This window comes from Pedobacter sp. KBW06 (assembly GCF_003852525.1).
Taxonomy (GTDB): Bacteria; Bacteroidota; Bacteroidia; order Sphingobacteriales; family Sphingobacteriaceae; genus Pedobacter.
In genome coordinates this window covers 122,940-139,145 of record NZ_QAJL01000006.1, presented here as the reverse complement: position 1 = coordinate 139,145, position 16,206 = coordinate 122,940, and the positions used below count along the sequence as shown (strand labels likewise).

Below are 16,206 nucleotides of genomic sequence, written 5' to 3'. Positions count from 1 at the left end.
AGACAAGAATAGGCAGCCATTATTACTACCTGTTAAATTTACGCAAAATAGCGTTTAATCGTAAATCCAACAGGAAATTCTAAAATTAAGAAAAGTTGTAATGAATTGATTTATAAATGTTAATGCAAAGATAACTAGCTGCAAACACACCACCGAACAAAACAATCACGCTATTTTCTTTAAAGCCCCCCAGAGTAATCCTGGGCCGAAGCATGTCTGATATTCATCAATGTTGTAAACTGCTAATGCGGGTATTTGAGCAAAAATAGCATCAGTATTGATCAAATTACAGCAAGTTTAATGGGGCTGAAATTATTTAATTTTGGCATTTGATAAACTGATTGGTGACTTATCCGGAATCCCCCCCACGTCCGGTATAACTCACCTTTCGGTTTGTCTATCACACAAATGAACCCGGGAGATCAGCTCCATGAAAACTTAGCAAACATGATGAACGACCTTAAAATTTATTGTCGGCTCCGGCCGTATTTTGTCGCATTTGCAAAGCACCTTTGCGTGCTTTGCTTTTTACTTTTGTCCGCGATAAGCAGTATAGCTCAAACCAGGATTAACGCAGTTGATTTCGGTCTGAAGAAAAACAGCTTTGAAAATGCTGCCCTTGCCATACAAAAGGCGATTCATGCCTGTAAGAAAGAAAAGAATGCGGTTTTAGTATTACCTGGAGGGAGAATTGACGTTTGGCCCGAGGGGAGTGCAAAGCGTGAATTGTTTGTCTCTAATTGCACGGAAGATGATACCCTTTCCAAAGTGAAAAACATTGCTTTTCTTTTAGAAGACCTGGAGAATCTGGTCCTTGAAGGAAATAATACCCTGGTTATACTGCATGGTAAAATGGTTTCATTTGCCATTCTTAACAGTAAGCATGTGAAATTGAAGAACATCAGTTTTGATTATGAAAGGCCAACCATTTCAGAATTGACGATAAAGTCAGTATCTTCAAATGCATTGGAAACTACGATTCACCGGGATACCAGGTACGCCATCGACAGCGGCCGGATCAGCTTATATGGAGAAGGCTGGAAAACCAGATCTTACCATACCATCCTGTTTGACCCGCTGAAAAACTCGATGCACTACAGCTCCTTTAATCCTTTGTTAGAAAGTAAGGCCATCGAGACGGGTCCTTTCCAGGTGAGATTTGAAGGCAACTTTAGTAAAACCTCTTTAAAGGCAGGAGATGTACTCACGATCAGGGACCCATACCGCGACAATTGCGGTGGATTTATCTCCCGAAGTAAAGACGTCAAACTGGAAAATCTAAAAATGCATTTTATGCATGGATTGGGCATTGTATCCCAGTTCTCAGAAAACATTTCTTTGCTGAAAGTGGTGGTGGCGCCGAGAGAAAACTCAGGCCGGATCATTGCTTCTTTTGCAGATTGTTTTCATTTTTCCGGATGTAAAGGATTGGTTCAGTTAGACAGTTGTTTTACCTCAGGTTCTCATGACGATCCGGTGAATGTGCATGGTACACATTTGCAGATCAGTTCAGTTCAGGAGCATAAAATTACCCTTCGTTTCATGCACCATCAAACCTATGGGTTTGAAGCTTTTTTTGCCGGCGACAGCATTGCATTCATCCATCCGAAAACATTAATGCCTTTGGGAACAGGAAAATTAAAAACCGCAAAACTGATCAACAAGCGGGAAATGGAAATTGAACTGGAAGGTCCTTTAGCCCCCTTTGTTGCTGCCGGACTTTGCATCGAGAACCTGACCTGGACTCCGGATGTCATCGTAAGGAACAGTCGCTTTGAAAGAACAAATACCCGGGGTTTGCTGCTCACCACGAGAGGCAAAGTGCGCATTGAAAACAACCTCTTTTACCGGACCGGAATGTATCCCATTCTGATTGCCGATGATGCTTCCAGCTGGTTTGAATCCGGGGCAGTCAGGGATGTGCTGATCCGAAATAATGTTTTCCAGGAGTGCGGCCTTAACTCGGGGAGCGGCGCCATAAATATTGCCCCCGAAAATCATGAACTGCTGGCTGGGAATATGGTACACCGCAATATCCGCATCATTGACAATACGTTCATTTTGTATAGAGATGGAGTCCTCAATGCCAGAAGTGTCGACGGTCTCGTATTTGAGGGCAATAAAATTAGCTGGACAAGTCTCTTGCCAGGAAAAAATACCGCTCCGGTGATGAACCTGACGGCCTGTAAAAACGTGTCGATCAGGAAGAATAACTTTGACACCGCTCAACTTCCTGTGCTGAACGCCGCTAAGATGACGAATAAAGAGCTGAAAACTAATTTGAAGGTAACCTTAAAATAGCTATAGTGATGAGAACAATGAAAAAACTTATATATGTAGTGATCTTTTTGCTGTCGGTCATCACAACCGCAGTAAAAGCCGACAGGGGAAATGACGATAAAATATGGTATCATAAACCTGCCGAAAAATGGGATGCCGAAGCCTTGCCGATTGGTAATGGCCGCATGGGTGCGATGTTGTTTGCGGGCATCCGGACAGAGCGGATTCAGTTTAATGAACAAAGCCTCTGGTCTGGAGACAACAACTGGGACGGTGGTTACCAGACTGGTGATCATGGATTTGGCTCTTACAGGAACTTCGGAGAGTTCAGCCTGAATTTTGATGGAATAGAAGGTGCAAAAGCCTACCGTCGGGAATTGAATATCCGGACAGGTGTTCATACCACTACCTTTGTGGTCAACGGCGTGATCTTTACCCGTGAGGCTTTCGCCAGTTATCCTGATCAGGTGATGGTGTTCAGGTATACTGCCAGTAAAAAAGGAGCCCTATCCGGCAAAATGGCAATGCAATCTGCGCAAGGTGCAGTGAGTACTGCAAGTCCGGATGGATTGAGTTTCAATGGGGAGATGCCCAATCATTTGAAATATGCCGCAAAGCTAAAACTGATAAAGGAAGGTGGAGTCCTTGCGGTCGAAGGCAACACCCTGGATTTTAAAAACTGTAATTCCATCACCCTGTACCTGGATGTACGGACCAATTATAAACCTGATTATCATTCCGGATGGCGGAGGGATGATCCGATGCCGCAGATAGAAAAAGAATTGACACTTGCCCAAAGAATCGGCTATGTTAAATTACAGGCCCGCCATATTCATGACATCAGCAAACTGACTGATGCTGCCCGTATTCATTTTGGGAAAACAGCGCAAACACAGCTGGACCTCCCAACTGATGCCAGGTTAAAAGCATATGCAAATGGAGTTAAAGATCCTGCGCTCGAAGCCTTACTTTTTCAATACGGCCGTTATCTGCTGGTGAGTTCTTCCAGACCGGGCGGTTTGCCTGCAAACCTGCAGGGACTGTGGAACAACAGCAATACGCCTGCATGGGCCAGCGACTATCACAATAACATCAATATTCAAATGAATTACTGGGCTGCCGAATCGACCAATTTATCGGAATGTCATGTCCCGCTGATTGATTTCATTGTGGCCGGACAGGAACCTTGCCGGATCGCCACACGTAAAGCATTTGGGGAAAAGACCCGGGGATGGACGGCAAGAACAAGTCAGAGTATTTTTGGCGGAAATGGCTGGGAATGGAATATTCCGGCCAGTGCCTGGTATGCCCAGCACGTATTTGAACACTGGGATTTTACCAGAGACAGGTCGTATTTGCAGGGAACCGCTTACCCGGTCCTGAAAGAAATTTGTCAGTTTTGGGAAGATCGTTTAAAGCTTTCCAAAGATGGAACCTTAATGGTTCCCAATGGCTGGTCGCCGGAACATGGACCAAGAGAAGACGGCGTGATGCACGACCAGCAATTGGTCTGGGATTTATTTCAAAATTACCTCCAGGCGGCTAAAGCACTTGATATTGACACGGCTTATCAAAGAAAGATTGCTTCAATGCAGCATCAGCTTGCGCCAAATAAAATCGGGAAATGGGGACAGCTGCAGGAATGGCAGGAAGACCGGGATGATCCGGACGATCAGCACCGCCATACTTCCCACCTTTTTGCGGTCTTTCCTGGACGGGAAATCAGCAGGAAGAATACACCGGATTTAGCAAATGCAGCCATCATTTCCTTAAGAAGCAGAAGCGGAAATTATGGTAAAAACATAAATACACCCTTCACCGTTGAATCAACGGTGGGGGATAGCCGGCGTTCCTGGACCTGGCCCTGGAGATGTGCCTTATGGGCAAGGTTAGGTGAGGGGGAAAAAGCAGGGATGATGATCAGGGGTTTATTGACCTATAATATACTGCCCAACTTATTTGCCAATCATCCTCCTTTCCAGCTGGATGGAAATTTTGGAATCAGCGGAGCGATGGCAGAGATGCTGTTGCAAAGTCATGCCGGAGAAATCCAGCTATTGCCTGCAATTCCAGCAGAATGGGCCACAGAAGGCGCATTTTACGGACTTAAAGCAAGAGGTGGCTTTACGGTAAACTGTAAATGGCAGAAGGGGAAAGTGACGAGCTATCAGATCTATTCCAAACAACCGGAGAAAGTAAAAGTCCGCATCAACGGCGAGCTAAAGGAGCTGCTTTCTTCAAAACTGAAATGAAACGAATCCACACCTAAACCACATTCACCATAAACCACAAAAACCAAACATAATGATCAGATTCTTTTTACATTCAGCGGCAATCGTCTTTTGTGCTTTGAGCTTTCAGAGTCCATTGGCCAAAGCATCCGCTCCTCACATTGAGCTTCGGGAGGGGAGCGGTAACCGCATCAGCAATTCGGGTTTAATCCTGACCTACAATCCCCAAACCCGTGATTTTAACATCAGCTCCAGGTCTACGGGGAAAGCATTTGTTAAAAAGCTCGTTCCAAACCTGAACTTCATTAAAGTGACCAACGAAAAGATCTCAGATCCGATTTTCGGTATTGGCCAGGCTTTAACTGCAGGCAGCCCCGACGGTTCTTCCGTATCTTTTGTCCTGTACCCCTCGCAACCTTTTCTTTTTATCACTCAAAAGGTAAGAAATGCCGGGAACAATATTCTTGACATTCCTAAGCTTAACCCGGTTTCTTTTCTGGTAGATCTGGGAAAACCGGTCAACAGGTTGAAAACACTGGGAACCGGAGGGCTGCTGGATCCGGACAAAAACCCGGGAAGTTATGTCTTTCTGACCACGGTTGATCCTGCTTCCAGAAATGGGGTAGTCAGCGGCTGGTTAACGAACGAAAAAGGAAGCGGGGTGTTGTTTTCCCAGGTGAAAAATAACCTGGTGGAAATCACTCCTCAGATCGATTATGGCCGTTTTAATATCCCGCTGGCCAAAACGGAAAACACAGAAACCTTGCTGGTCGGCTATTTTGATGATGCGCGTTTGGGTGAAGAACAATTTGCCGATGCCATCGCCAAAAAGCAACAGATTAAACTGAAGCCAAGAACCGCCGTGTATTGCACCTGGTACTCCGAAAAAAATGGAGGTGCCGGTACAGAATCTGAAACGATTAAACTGGCTGGTTTTATTAAAAAAGAATTGAAACCTTTTGGATTGGGCGTGCTTCAGATCGACGATCAATGGCAGGCAGGAGGTCAATACAATGGTCCTCACCGCGGCTTTGACCGGGTAGATCCAAAGGGTGGCTATCCCAATGGAATGACCACCACTGCCACTGCCATTAAAGAGGCAGGGCTGACGGCAGGAATCTGGTGGATGCCTTTTAGCCGTAACCATCAGGCCCCGGAATATAAAGACCGTCAGCATTGGTTTGCGCAAAGAAAAAATGGCAAACCTTATGAAACCACCTGGGGTGGGACCTCTCTTGACCTGACCAATCCGGAAGTTCAGGAACACCTTGCCCATTATGCCAGTACGATGCAGAAATGGGGCTATGACTATTTCAAAATGGACGGATTATGGACCGGAACGGTGACCGAACAGATTTACATCAATGATGGATACAAAAATGACAGCATAGGGAACAATAAGCCGCTTTTCGATCCATTTAAAACGCAGATTGAATCCTTCAGAGATGGTTTGAAAATGATAAGAAAATGTACGGGTGAAAATATGTTCCTTTCCGGATGCTGCGTGAGTCAGAACATGAGGTCTTTCGGGGCTTCTATTGGCCTGGTCAATGCCATGCGGATCGGGCCGGATTTTAACCACGACGGACAAAGTATCCGCACCGGAGCAATTCGCGCTTCCAGACTTTATTTCTTAAACGGAAGAGTATGGTGGAATGATCCTGATCCTTCGATGTTAAGAGAAAAAGGCAAGTCAACAGCTGATGGTGCGGCAGAGGGAATTGGCAGCCTGACCAGGGCCCGTTTGCTTCCTTCTTTCGTTGCGGTTTCCGGACAATTCTTTTTAAGCAGCGACTGGCTTCCGGACCTTCCATCAGACAGATTGGAAATTATGAAGCGTTGTATGGCTTCCCATACCGGGATTGCCAGACCAGTTGATGCCTTTGATAAAATGCTGCCTTCGATCTGGCTGGCAAAGGATAAAAAGTCGGGTACAGACCGTACCGTACTAGGCTTGTTTAATTGGGAAACCAGTACACAAAAGATTCGTACTTCGCTGAGCTATGCCGGATTAAATGCTAAAACCCGCTATTATGCCTTTGATTTCTGGGGAAACAAAGCACTTCAGGACATTCATGGCCCAATTGAAGAAGAACTTCCTTCAGAATCCTGCAAAGTGATCGCCCTTCGTGCCAGCTCAAATCATCCGGTAGTGGTTTCCACTTCTCAGCACATCACTCAGGGTATGATCGATTTGCTTAAAGAAGATTGGAAGGGAAACCACCTTTCAGGAACAAGTAAGCTCATTGCCGGGGACGACTATGAACTTCGCATTGCAGGAATGAATGATGGCGGAAAATGGAAGCTAAATAAGGCCGCTATCCTTGGAAATGCGAACGGCGTAACGATTAAAGTCTTGCCTCAGACAGAAAGTGGCTGGATTAGGGTGCTCATTAAAAGTAAAGACAGTCAGGTTGTTAAGTGGAGCCTGGAATTTAAAAAGTAAAAATTAATCATAAATGAAGTTATCTGTTTTTGTTAAAAAAATAACACCTGCCATTGTGCTTTTACTCTTTACCTGCAGCGGGGTCCATGCACAGGAAGAAAAACTCAGCGCCGGGGATTCAGTTGCCTTTAAAGCTTTGGTCTCCACGCTTTCTTTTCCGGATGAAATAGCCGGGGATACCCATTCATTAACGCTCCCAAAAGTGGGGCAGGGGTATGAACTCTCGCTTTACGGTTCGGATAGAAGACCAGTCATAGGTACAGATGGAAAAGTACATCGTCCCCTAACCGATTGTGAAGTCCAACTGGTATTGAAACTAAAAAATACGCAGAACAACCGTTCTTATGAATTTCCACAGGTGATAAAGGTAAGGGGGCAATTTCGTCCGGAGACAGGGATCAACAAGCAACCTTTTGTCATTCCTTCTCTGCGGGAATGGAATGGCGGAATGGGGAATTTTAAATTGTTATCCGGCAGTCGCATTGTGCTGATCCCAGCAGACCGGAAGCTGCTGGGATCAGCAGCTGAGATCTTCCTGGCAGACCTTAAAAAATTAACAGGATATACTGCTTTAAGCATTGCTACAGGTAAAGCAAAACCGGGTGACATTATACTTAGCCTCAACCCACAGCTGAAAAATTTAGGCGAGGAAGGCTATACCCTGGATATTGATCAGAGCCTGCGCATTAGTGCCGCCTATTATAAAGGGGCTTTTTGGGCAACGAGAACTATTTTGCAGTTGTTGGAGCAGGATCCTGCACATCGTATGATTGTAAAAGGGAAGGCACATGACTATCCGAAATATGAAGTAAGGGGCCTGGTGCTTGATGTTGGCCGTAAGTTTTTCACCCTCGACTTTTTAAAACACTATGTGAAGATGATGGCTTATTACAAAATGGGTGATTTTCATATTCATTTGAACGACAATGGTTTCAAGCAGTTTTTTGGTGGTGATTGGGATAAAACCTACTCCGCATTCAGACTGGAAAGCACGACTTATCCTCAGCTGACGGCCACAGACGGCCATTATACGAAAGCCGATTTCCGCGAATTGCAAAAAACAGCTCAGTTGTACGGCATGCGCATCATTCCTGAAATTGATGTACCTGCGCATTCCCTGGCTTTTACCAAAGCCTTTCCGGAAATCGGAAGCAAGGCTTATGGAATGGATCACCTGGACATCAATAATCCCAAAACCTATGAGGTCATAGACCAGGTTTTTAAAGAATACATCAGTGGAAAGGATCCTGTGTTTGTAGATCCGGAAGTGCATATCGGAACAGATGAATATTCAAAAAAGGAAGCAGAGAGTTTCAGGGCATTTACAGATCATTATATCCGTTTTGTACAGGGTTATAGCAAAAAGGTACGTATGTGGGGTGCATTAACTCATGCACAGGGCAACACAAAGGTCAGCGTTGAAGGGGTAACCATGAACGCCTGGTACAATGGTTACGCAGAGCCGAAAGAAATGGTCCGTCTGGGTTACGACCAGATCAGTACACCGGATGGGTGGTTGTACATCGTTCCGGCGGCAGGCTATTATTACGATTTCCTGAATGTCAAACGCATTTATCAGAGCTGGGAACCAAACCAGATTGGCAAAGAAGTCTTTTTGATGGGACATCCTAAAATCAGAGGAGGGATGTTTGCGGTATGGAATGACCATGTTGGCAATGGGATTACGATGAAAGATGTCCATCAGCGGGTTTTTCCGGCGATGCAGGTTTTGTCGGAGAAAATGTGGACCGGAAAATCAGATCATGCCGATTGGGATACTTTTGCTAAAAACAGTGCAGGAACAGGAGAAGGCCCTGGATTGAACATGCGTGCGGTTGTTCGTTCGGCTACCGCAGATTCCCTGGTTTTGCAGGATGGTAAACCCGCTAAAGGATTTGAGGCCTTGTCCTTACCACTTAAAGAAATCGGTTACCCATATTCTGTTTCGTTTACCTTCAAACCCAATCCGGGAGATAATAAAGAGGTGACGCTGTTTGAATCTGAAAATGCGCAGGTATTTTTAGATCAGAAAGAGGGCCTAAGGTTAGGTTTTAGCAGGGAGAATTATACCGATCTTTTTGACTTCCTGTTTACCGCAAATCAAGCTTATAAAATTTTGCTGACGGGAAATGAAAAAGGCACCTGGTTATACGTAGATGGAAAGCTGGTGCAGAAAATGGAAGGAAAGAAAATCAGCTTTGAAAATACAGATGGAAAAATCAGCCGCATGCAAACCCTGGTATTTCCGTTAAGTCAGCCTGAAGGCGCCAAAGCCAGTCAAATGATTTCGGATATTCAGGTTTATAACAAACGTTTGGGCGAATTATCCATTTCAAAAATAACGAAATAATGAGGTTTAAAATTTGGTCCGTAATTATTTTTGCTCATTTACTGAGCTTATCTGCTTTTGCCCAATCGCCCGGCTATAAAAACAGCTGGACAAAAGCACTGGCCAGAACACCATCTGATGTCGCAATAGATGCACCTTTAATGGGGAATGGCGATCTAACCATGAGCGTTGGTTACAAAGGAGAACAGTTGTCTTTTTACCTGGCTAAAAATGACTTTTGGCGCTTACAGTCAAAAGCCGACGGTTTATCCGGGCCACGCTTAGCTGGTATTCTGGTACTGAAGACCGAAGGTTTTGAAAAGGCAGATTTTACCGCCGAACAATTATTGAGTAATGGGGTAACGACCGTTCACTTGAAGAAAAATGATCAGGAACTGGAATTGAAATCATGGGTCTCCGCTACGGAGAACCTTATTTTTATGGAGTTGAAAGCGATAAAAAACGCAACGAAGATTTCAATTGGACTCAGCGCTCCAAAAAACAACATGGCCAGGCTGGAGCAGGGAAAATCCGGGGAAGCCGATTGGTTCACCCGTGCTTTCAGTGAGGGTGTAGTGATAAACAGGGATTGCATTAAATTAATAGACAAGAAAAATAAACTGATAGAACTGGTCAATAGCCAACGGATTCCCTTTACAGTAACAATTTCGGAATTGCTTGCCCTGATCTCTGCAAATTTGATCTTATAGCAACCTGCTATCCGCGTAAATCCCAATCCGATTTTAATAGCGCAAACTGGTATTCACTAACCCATTTACCATCTGAAAATACACTGTCTTTGAAATATTCTTCTTCCCTGAAGCCCAGGCTTTTCAGCAAAGCCATTGCGGCCTCATCCTGAGCATCCACGATTTTCACAATCCGGTTTACTGTTGTTTTTTCAAACAGATAGGAGATCATGGCTGATGAAGCTTCTTTTGCATAACCTTTGCGTTTTTCGGCAGGAAAAATATTGACTTTCATTTCGGCGATACAGTGCTCGTTCTTTTTGAGTTTAAAGGAGCAATCGCCAATAACCTCCTGGTTGACGGTGTTTTTTAGCACATGTTTAAACCAGGAATCAGATATGATCTTGTTCTGATGCCTTTTGGCGGGTGGCAGGATCTCTATACCCGAGGCCAAAAGATAGTTCCTATAGCTGATGATGTCAAAATCCTGGCCTGCATAACTGAAATCCCGGTTTGACTGCGCCTTTTCCGGATCGGTTTTCTCTGAAATTGTGATCTCTTTATCTGCATTTAAGGCACCCACATAGACACTGTCCGAAACAGCCCTTCCATTGTCTTTTACAAAAGAGATATAGGTTTCCATCCTTTTGTCTGCCAATCCTTCACCCATCTCGACTGTATATGTACCTTCAGTTCTTGTTGAACCGATCAATTCGTACCAGGATATTTTTAAATCCGGAAAATAGATCAGCAGCATCGCACGATCTTTCCCATACTGATCGGCCTGATCGGCTAATACTTCCCAGTTAAAGGTGATTTTATCGTCTGTTTGACTAAGGGTAGGATGGATGGCTACAGGAAGTGTTCCCATACTCACCATTACCTTGGTATAGTCCAGGCTGATGTTTGGATAATCTCCCTGAATGGCGTTCTTTTTATTGTAAGAAACTGCTTCATTGTACTCGTTTTTGTCCGTTCCTGCTACCTTCATGCGGAATCCTTTGCGGATCACCTCGAGCGAAGGGCTCAGCATCTCATTTACGAGGGTCATTTTTTGACAGTTTGCTTGTCTGCCCGGAGTAAGCGGTTTGGAACTTTTCCCTATTTTTCTGATGACGTATTTACCCTTTAAGGTATAACCTACGAGGTTGCCGATTTTGCCATGAAAACCGCCAAATATACCGTTTATTAATTTTCCCATATCTGTTGATTAATTAAGTTATTAATTTGTTTTAACACAAGTTACGAAATGTTTTTTATATGATGATGATATGTTGTCTATTAAAATTAATATTCACCTCACTTTAAATGCATGGTTAACAGGTCAGTTTGACCAATGACAGACCTATCAACTACCTGTTAATGATCAAATGATCGTCAGTAAAAATTAAAAGGAAATGATGGGCATCTCAGTTGCAGTCAGGAAGCAAGCGCTTAATCTTTAAAGCCAGCCCCATTGTGTTCCGGGAAGGGCATGGAGCTGGCCTGTTTTACTTTACGGTTCTCTTATGTTCACTGATAGTCATTGTAAATCCCCCCGGATTTATGCTTCCCGGTCTATGGGATGCCTACCGGGTGTTTATCAGATCTTCATCTCTTGTTTTTCGGAAATCCGGAACACTAAGATCGAAAGGAGGGGGGATTGGGTCTTGGATAATATACACCTGCGCCCCAGACATCAATGATGCCAATTTGTGTTCCCGGAGGTTTTTTTTCTGCTCTTTTATCGCAGCTTACCGGAAATTTCATTGAAACTAAGCCTGAAATTGAGAAAAAGAGGTGTATTAATAAATTTTTGTATGTTTTGGCTGTTTTTTGAGCTTGAATTTGGTACATCATTTGAATCTGACAGCTTACCTATTGAAAAGCAATTAAAAATCATCTACCTATGAAAAATATTTCTTTAAATCATCAGATTTGTGATCACCGTTCCTGCCTTGAAGCTTTCGCCATGAAGTTTACGAATGATGTGGAGGACGCTAATGACCTGGTTCAGGATACCCTGATCAAAGCCATCCGTTATCATGCCATGTATAAGCAAGGTACCAATCTGAGGGGCTGGCTGTATACCATCATGAGAAACACTTTCATTAATGATTACCGTAAAAGCAGCAGAAAACTCGCGTTGATTGATACCACAGACGATTTAACTCCTTACCAGCTGCGCAACAGTGCTGCGAACAACCAGGCGGAGAATAAATTTGTGATGGAGGATATCCACAGGGCGCTGGCGAAATTACAGCCTGAATATTCCGGTCCTTTTTTAAGGTATTTTGAGGGATATAAATACCATGAAATAGCCGAAGAACTCGAGATCCCGATCGGTACGGTGAAAACAAGAATCCATGTGGCCAGACAGGTACTGAAAGAACAATTAAAAATGTACAAGGATCGGGTTAAACTGAATTAACCGAGGCTGACTTCATACATAAACCCGCTCAGGCGGGTTTTTTTATTTGCTGGTCATTTCAACACTCATTTGGCAGCACGCTCCAATCCACGCTCTATTTTTTTAATTAAACTTTCAGTATATTTTGAAAGTTTGATAACTTATGTTATGTTTGTATTATGGAACTGGCAGAAGCAAAACAGAAATTTATAGAAGCCTGGGGTAAACTGGGTTCAGAATGGGGGATAAACCGTACCATGGCTCAGGTGCATGCCTTGTTGCTGGTCTCGCCTGAGGCCCTCACTACAGAACAGATCATGGATGCCCTCAGTATTTCCAGGGGCAATGCAAACATGACCCTGAGGGACCTGATCGGATGGGGTCTGGTCGAAAAGCAACATCGGGCGGGCGAGCGTAAAGAGTATTTCTTTGCAGATAAAGACACCTGGAACATTGCTAAACAAGTCGCTAAAGAAAGAAGAAAGAGAGAACTTGATCCGGTTGTGAAAATTCTGGACGAACTTTCCAATGTAAAAGGAGACCCTAAAGATCCGGAATACCTGACCTTCCATAAATCGGTGACCGACATTAATAAACTGGCTAAGAACGTAGATAAAACACTGGATACCATGATCAAGGCAGAGGAGAGCTGGTTTTGGGGATCTATTGTTAAAATGTTCAGATAACCATTTTTCAGGCTAAAATTTAGACAAAAGACATTCTGAGTACCGGGATTTTCCTATTACCAGTGGTTCAAAATAAAAAAATATGACAACGAATTTTTATAGAGCAACCTTGCTCAAGGGCTTTGCTATGTCCAATCTTTTGGCACTCCTAATGGTAGGCCTGTTTAAATACACCAAATTACAGGACAGCGGAGCACTGGTGTTTTCGATATTTGTGATTGTGCCTATATTAATGGGGATTGTCAGTTCCTGGTTCTGGATGAAAATTAATCTGAAGAGCAATGCGCTTGTTGGATATTCTCTGATAAATGGTTCCCTGGCCATTCTGTTCAGTTATGTTTTTCTGCGTGAAGGGGTAATTTGTCTGCTGATCGTCTCGCCGCTTATTTTTGTATTTATCATTGCCGGAGCTTTTCTGGGGAAACGGATGTTTCAAAAAAATAACCAGACGCTAAACGTCAGCGTATTCTCCCTGCTCTTTGTCGTTTTTGTAACCGATTCCTTATCTGAGCACAATTATGTAAATCTCGTTGCTGATGAAATGGTCATCAATGCCACACCGGAACAAATCTGGAAGCATGTTGTTGCCTTTGAAAAGATAGAAAAGAAAGATGATTACTGGTTGTTTCAGATCGGAATGCCGAGTCCGGCCCAAACCACCGTAGAGGGGTACTATAAAGGCGCTGGGCGAAAATGTATTTTTAGCAACGGTTATACTTTTGATGAAAAGATTGTCACCTATGAACCCAATAAGGACCTTACTTTTGACATCATTGGCCAACCTCTTGACCCGGAAATTATGGGGCATATCGATATCCTCCGGGGGCAATTTCTGTTGAAAGATAACGGAAACGGAACCACTACCTTAATTGGCAACAGTTGGTACCGCCTCCATGTTTTTCCCATTTGGTATTATGATATCTGGGCAAAAAGCATCACCAGAAATGTGCATTTGAGGGTAATGGAACACATTAAAATGTTAAGTGAAAAAGGATAAGGTATTTTCATTTGTCGTCCGGCATCTGGGCTTTTTAAAGGATGTTCCATTGTTGCCCCATGTGTTCGATAGCTTGCTGAAATTCAGGGTGTTTCTAAGGAATCCGGTCCTTCTGGACTGGCTGGACGAAATCGAAGCAGAGGTCTTGCAATGGGAGGGAACGGTGGTTGGCCTGCATCAATATGGCGGAATTCAGTTTGACCATAAGGGAAAGGAAATCGGGCACTTACATAGCAATGGATTACTGGATGTTTTATATACCAGAGAGATGAAGTTGTTATTGCTGAAAGAAGGCAGGATCCAGCCCCATCATGTTTTTGAAAAATCGGGCTGGATCAGTTTTTACATCCTGACTAAGGAGGATAAAAATTATGCTAAGGAGCTTTTAAAAATAGCCTATGACCAGGTTCAAAAGAAATTTGCTACCAGAAAACCGTATACAGCGCAGTCAGTATCCCCATAATCAGGATAGACCCAATGATGAAGCCGGTGTTGACTTTAAACATGGACGGATCCACTTCTATGGCCTTTCTGTCGGCTTCTTTTTCTGGTTTCCAGAGACTAATCATCACCATAATGACCAGGATTAAAACAAAATCAATGGTCATCCGGTCCAGGAACGCATAATCGGGAAATGCGCCATTTGTCCATACCGGAAGAAATTTCAATACCGTAGAAATGGGAATGGTCAATAGGGCCCCGGTCATGGCCGCTGCTGCTGAAGTGCGTTTCCAGTAAAAGCCAAGTAGGAAAATGGCCAATACACCCGGAGAAATAAATCCGACATATTCCTGGATAAACTGGTAAGCCTGATCGAGTGATTTTAGCGCGGGGGTAACCAGCGCTGCAACCGTGAGGGAAACCACAACTGCCCAACGGCCCACGCGGACCATCTTTTTATCACTGGCCTCTTTTTCAAAGTATTTCTTATAAATGTCCAGAGAGAAAATGGTAGATATGCTGTTTGCTTTACCTGCCAGTGAAGCCACAATCGCTGCAGTAAGTGCGGCAAATGCGATCCCTTTTACACCAGGCGGCAATAAATTCATTAGCGTCGGATAGGCATGATCAGGTTTAATGATCCCTCCATCAGACATTTCTGCATGAAACAATCCTTTATTGTGCAGCACATACATCACAATTCCGGGAAGTACGGCAATTACCGGAATCAGCAATTTTAAAAATGCAGCAAAAAGAATGCCCTTGCGCGCCGTCTTGAGGTCTGCCCCCAAAGCCCGTTGTACAATGTATTGGTTGCAGCCCCAGTAGGCGAGGTTGTTGATCAGCATTCCGCCGATCAGTACAGAGAGGCCCGGAAGTTCTTTATAGTACTTGTGAGAGGAATCAAATATCATATGAAAATGCCCTGGAGCTTCTGACCTTAAAATGGAGAGTCCTTTGAAAATATCCTGACCAAATCCATACTCCTGAGCCAGAAGGGAAAGCGCAAGATAGGTGGTGATCAAACCGCCAAGAATCAACACAACGACCTGGATCACATCAGTATAGCCAATCACCTTCATTCCTCCTAAGGTGACCAGCATTGAAAAAACACTCAGGCCAACAATGCACCACTCAAAACTCAGGGTAGAGATCGACGAAATGGCCAGTGCACCGAGGTAAATAATGGAGGTCAGGTTTACAAAAACATACACCAGTAACCAGAATACGGCCATGACCGTGCTTACCTTATCGTTGTAACGTTTCGATAAAAACTGGGGCATGGTAAAGATCTTGTTCTTCAGGTAAACCTGAATGATAAAGATGGCCACAATAATTAAAGTCGCCGCCGCCATCCATTCGTAAGAGGCAATGGCGAGTCCCAATGCAAAGCCGGAACCTGACATCCCAATAAAATGTTCTGCGGAAATGTTCGACGCAATTAAGGAAGCCCCGATTGCCCACCAGGTTAAGGAACCTTCGGCGAGGAAAAAATCCTTTGAGCTGATGTTGGCGGATTTTTTCTTATGATAAATGTAATAGCCATAGGCAGATACGGCAATCAGGTAAACAAAAAAAACAATGTAGTCTGAAGTTTGTAATTGGTTCATGGTTTGAGCTTTCCGGAAATTTATATTTGGCGTGGTGGTGGTTTCAGTATACGTGGTGATCGCTCACAAAATACCTTGCTGCTGCACGAATGTGGCGCTTTCGTACAA

The 16,206-nt window shown here is 44.0% G+C and carries 11 protein-coding genes; 9 read left to right on the top strand and 2 right to left on the bottom strand.

What is annotated here, in order from left to right:
• Positions 1-393 precede the first annotated feature (393 nt).
• From DBR43_RS30535 to DBR43_RS30515, 5 genes are read left to right on the top strand one after another with little or no spacing between them, the layout of a single operon-like run.
• Positions 394-2,301: a right-handed parallel beta-helix repeat-containing protein gene (locus DBR43_RS30535; protein ID WP_124587142.1), complete on the top strand. Its 1,908-nt coding sequence runs from the start codon at positions 394-396 to the stop codon at positions 2,299-2,301.
• A gap of 17 nt (positions 2,302-2,318) precedes the next feature.
• Entirely contained in the window at positions 2,319-4,532 is a 2,214-nt protein-coding gene (locus DBR43_RS30530; protein ID WP_199757174.1) for a glycosyl hydrolase family 95 catalytic domain-containing protein, read from the top strand.
• Between the two features lie 52 nt (positions 4,533-4,584).
• A complete protein-coding gene (locus DBR43_RS30525) occupies positions 4,585-6,957 on the top strand; it encodes a glycoside hydrolase family 36 protein (RefSeq protein ID WP_124587140.1) in 2,373 nt (790 codons plus the stop codon).
• A 13-nt stretch (positions 6,958-6,970) separates the two neighbouring features.
• Positions 6,971-9,307, top strand: coding sequence for a family 20 glycosylhydrolase (locus DBR43_RS30520; RefSeq protein ID WP_124587139.1), 2,337 nt, complete (start codon positions 6,971-6,973; stop codon positions 9,305-9,307).
• The gene (locus tag DBR43_RS30515) at positions 9,307-9,996 is read left to right on the top strand and encodes a DUF5703 domain-containing protein (RefSeq protein WP_124587138.1); all 690 of its coding nucleotides are present in this window, start codon (positions 9,307-9,309) and stop codon (positions 9,994-9,996) included. The genes DBR43_RS30520 and DBR43_RS30515 overlap by 1 nt, the downstream gene beginning before the upstream one ends.
• A gap of 7 nt (positions 9,997-10,003) precedes the next feature.
• Here DBR43_RS30515 and DBR43_RS30510 read toward each other — a convergent pair whose 3' ends face one another.
• Positions 10,004-11,176 carry a GNAT family N-acetyltransferase gene (locus tag DBR43_RS30510; RefSeq protein WP_124587137.1) on the bottom strand — a complete coding sequence of 391 codons (1,173 nt, stop codon included), beginning with the start codon at positions 11,174-11,176 and terminating at the stop codon, positions 10,004-10,006.
• A 687-nt stretch (positions 11,177-11,863) separates the two neighbouring features.
• Between DBR43_RS30510 and DBR43_RS30505 the strand changes: the two genes are divergently transcribed.
• The 4 genes from DBR43_RS30505 (at position 11,864) to DBR43_RS30490 (ending at position 14,510) form a co-directional block, all read left to right on the top strand.
• Positions 11,864-12,385: a sigma-70 family RNA polymerase sigma factor gene (locus tag DBR43_RS30505; protein ID WP_124587136.1), complete on the top strand. Its 522-nt coding sequence runs from the start codon at positions 11,864-11,866 to the stop codon at positions 12,383-12,385.
• A gap of 158 nt (positions 12,386-12,543) precedes the next feature.
• Positions 12,544-13,050: a GbsR/MarR family transcriptional regulator gene (locus DBR43_RS30500; RefSeq protein WP_124587135.1), complete on the top strand. Its 507-nt coding sequence runs from the start codon at positions 12,544-12,546 to the stop codon at positions 13,048-13,050.
• 82 nt (positions 13,051-13,132) lie between these two features.
• The gene (locus tag DBR43_RS30495; RefSeq protein ID WP_124587134.1) at positions 13,133-14,047 is read left to right on the top strand and encodes an SRPBCC family protein; all 915 of its coding nucleotides are present in this window, start codon (positions 13,133-13,135) and stop codon (positions 14,045-14,047) included.
• Entirely contained in the window at positions 14,034-14,510 is a 477-nt protein-coding gene (locus DBR43_RS30490) for a luciferase family protein (RefSeq protein WP_233603283.1), read from the top strand. The genes DBR43_RS30495 and DBR43_RS30490 overlap by 14 nt, the downstream gene beginning before the upstream one ends.
• On the opposite strand, the gene DBR43_RS30485 is transcribed toward DBR43_RS30490, so the two are convergent.
• Positions 14,470-16,098 (bottom strand): sodium/sugar symporter, encoded by a 1,629-nt coding sequence (locus DBR43_RS30485; RefSeq protein ID WP_124587133.1) that lies wholly within the window; start codon positions 16,096-16,098, stop codon positions 14,470-14,472. The genes DBR43_RS30490 and DBR43_RS30485 overlap by 41 nt on opposite strands.
• Positions 16,099-16,206: the final 108 nt, after the last annotated feature.

Coding starts and splice junctions, on each gene's coding strand:
- DBR43_RS30525 (WP_124587140.1), top strand. CDS start 4,585: ATGATCAGATTCTTTTTACATTCAGCGGCAATCGTCTTTTGTGCTTTG.
- DBR43_RS30485 (WP_124587133.1), bottom strand. CDS start 16,098: ATGAACCAATTACAAACTTCAGACTACATTGTTTTTTTTGTTTACCTG.
- DBR43_RS30520 (WP_124587139.1), top strand. CDS start 6,971: ATGAAGTTATCTGTTTTTGTTAAAAAAATAACACCTGCCATTGTGCTT.
- DBR43_RS30505 (WP_124587136.1), top strand. CDS start 11,864: ATGAAAAATATTTCTTTAAATCATCAGATTTGTGATCACCGTTCCTGC.
- DBR43_RS30515 (WP_124587138.1), top strand. CDS start 9,307: ATGAGGTTTAAAATTTGGTCCGTAATTATTTTTGCTCATTTACTGAGC.
- DBR43_RS30530 (WP_199757174.1), top strand. CDS start 2,319: ATGAAAAAACTTATATATGTAGTGATCTTTTTGCTGTCGGTCATCACA.
- DBR43_RS30500 (WP_124587135.1), top strand. CDS start 12,544: ATGGAACTGGCAGAAGCAAAACAGAAATTTATAGAAGCCTGGGGTAAA.
- DBR43_RS30495 (WP_124587134.1), top strand. CDS start 13,133: ATGACAACGAATTTTTATAGAGCAACCTTGCTCAAGGGCTTTGCTATG.
- DBR43_RS30510 (WP_124587137.1), bottom strand. CDS start 11,176: ATGGGAAAATTAATAAACGGTATATTTGGCGGTTTTCATGGCAAAATC.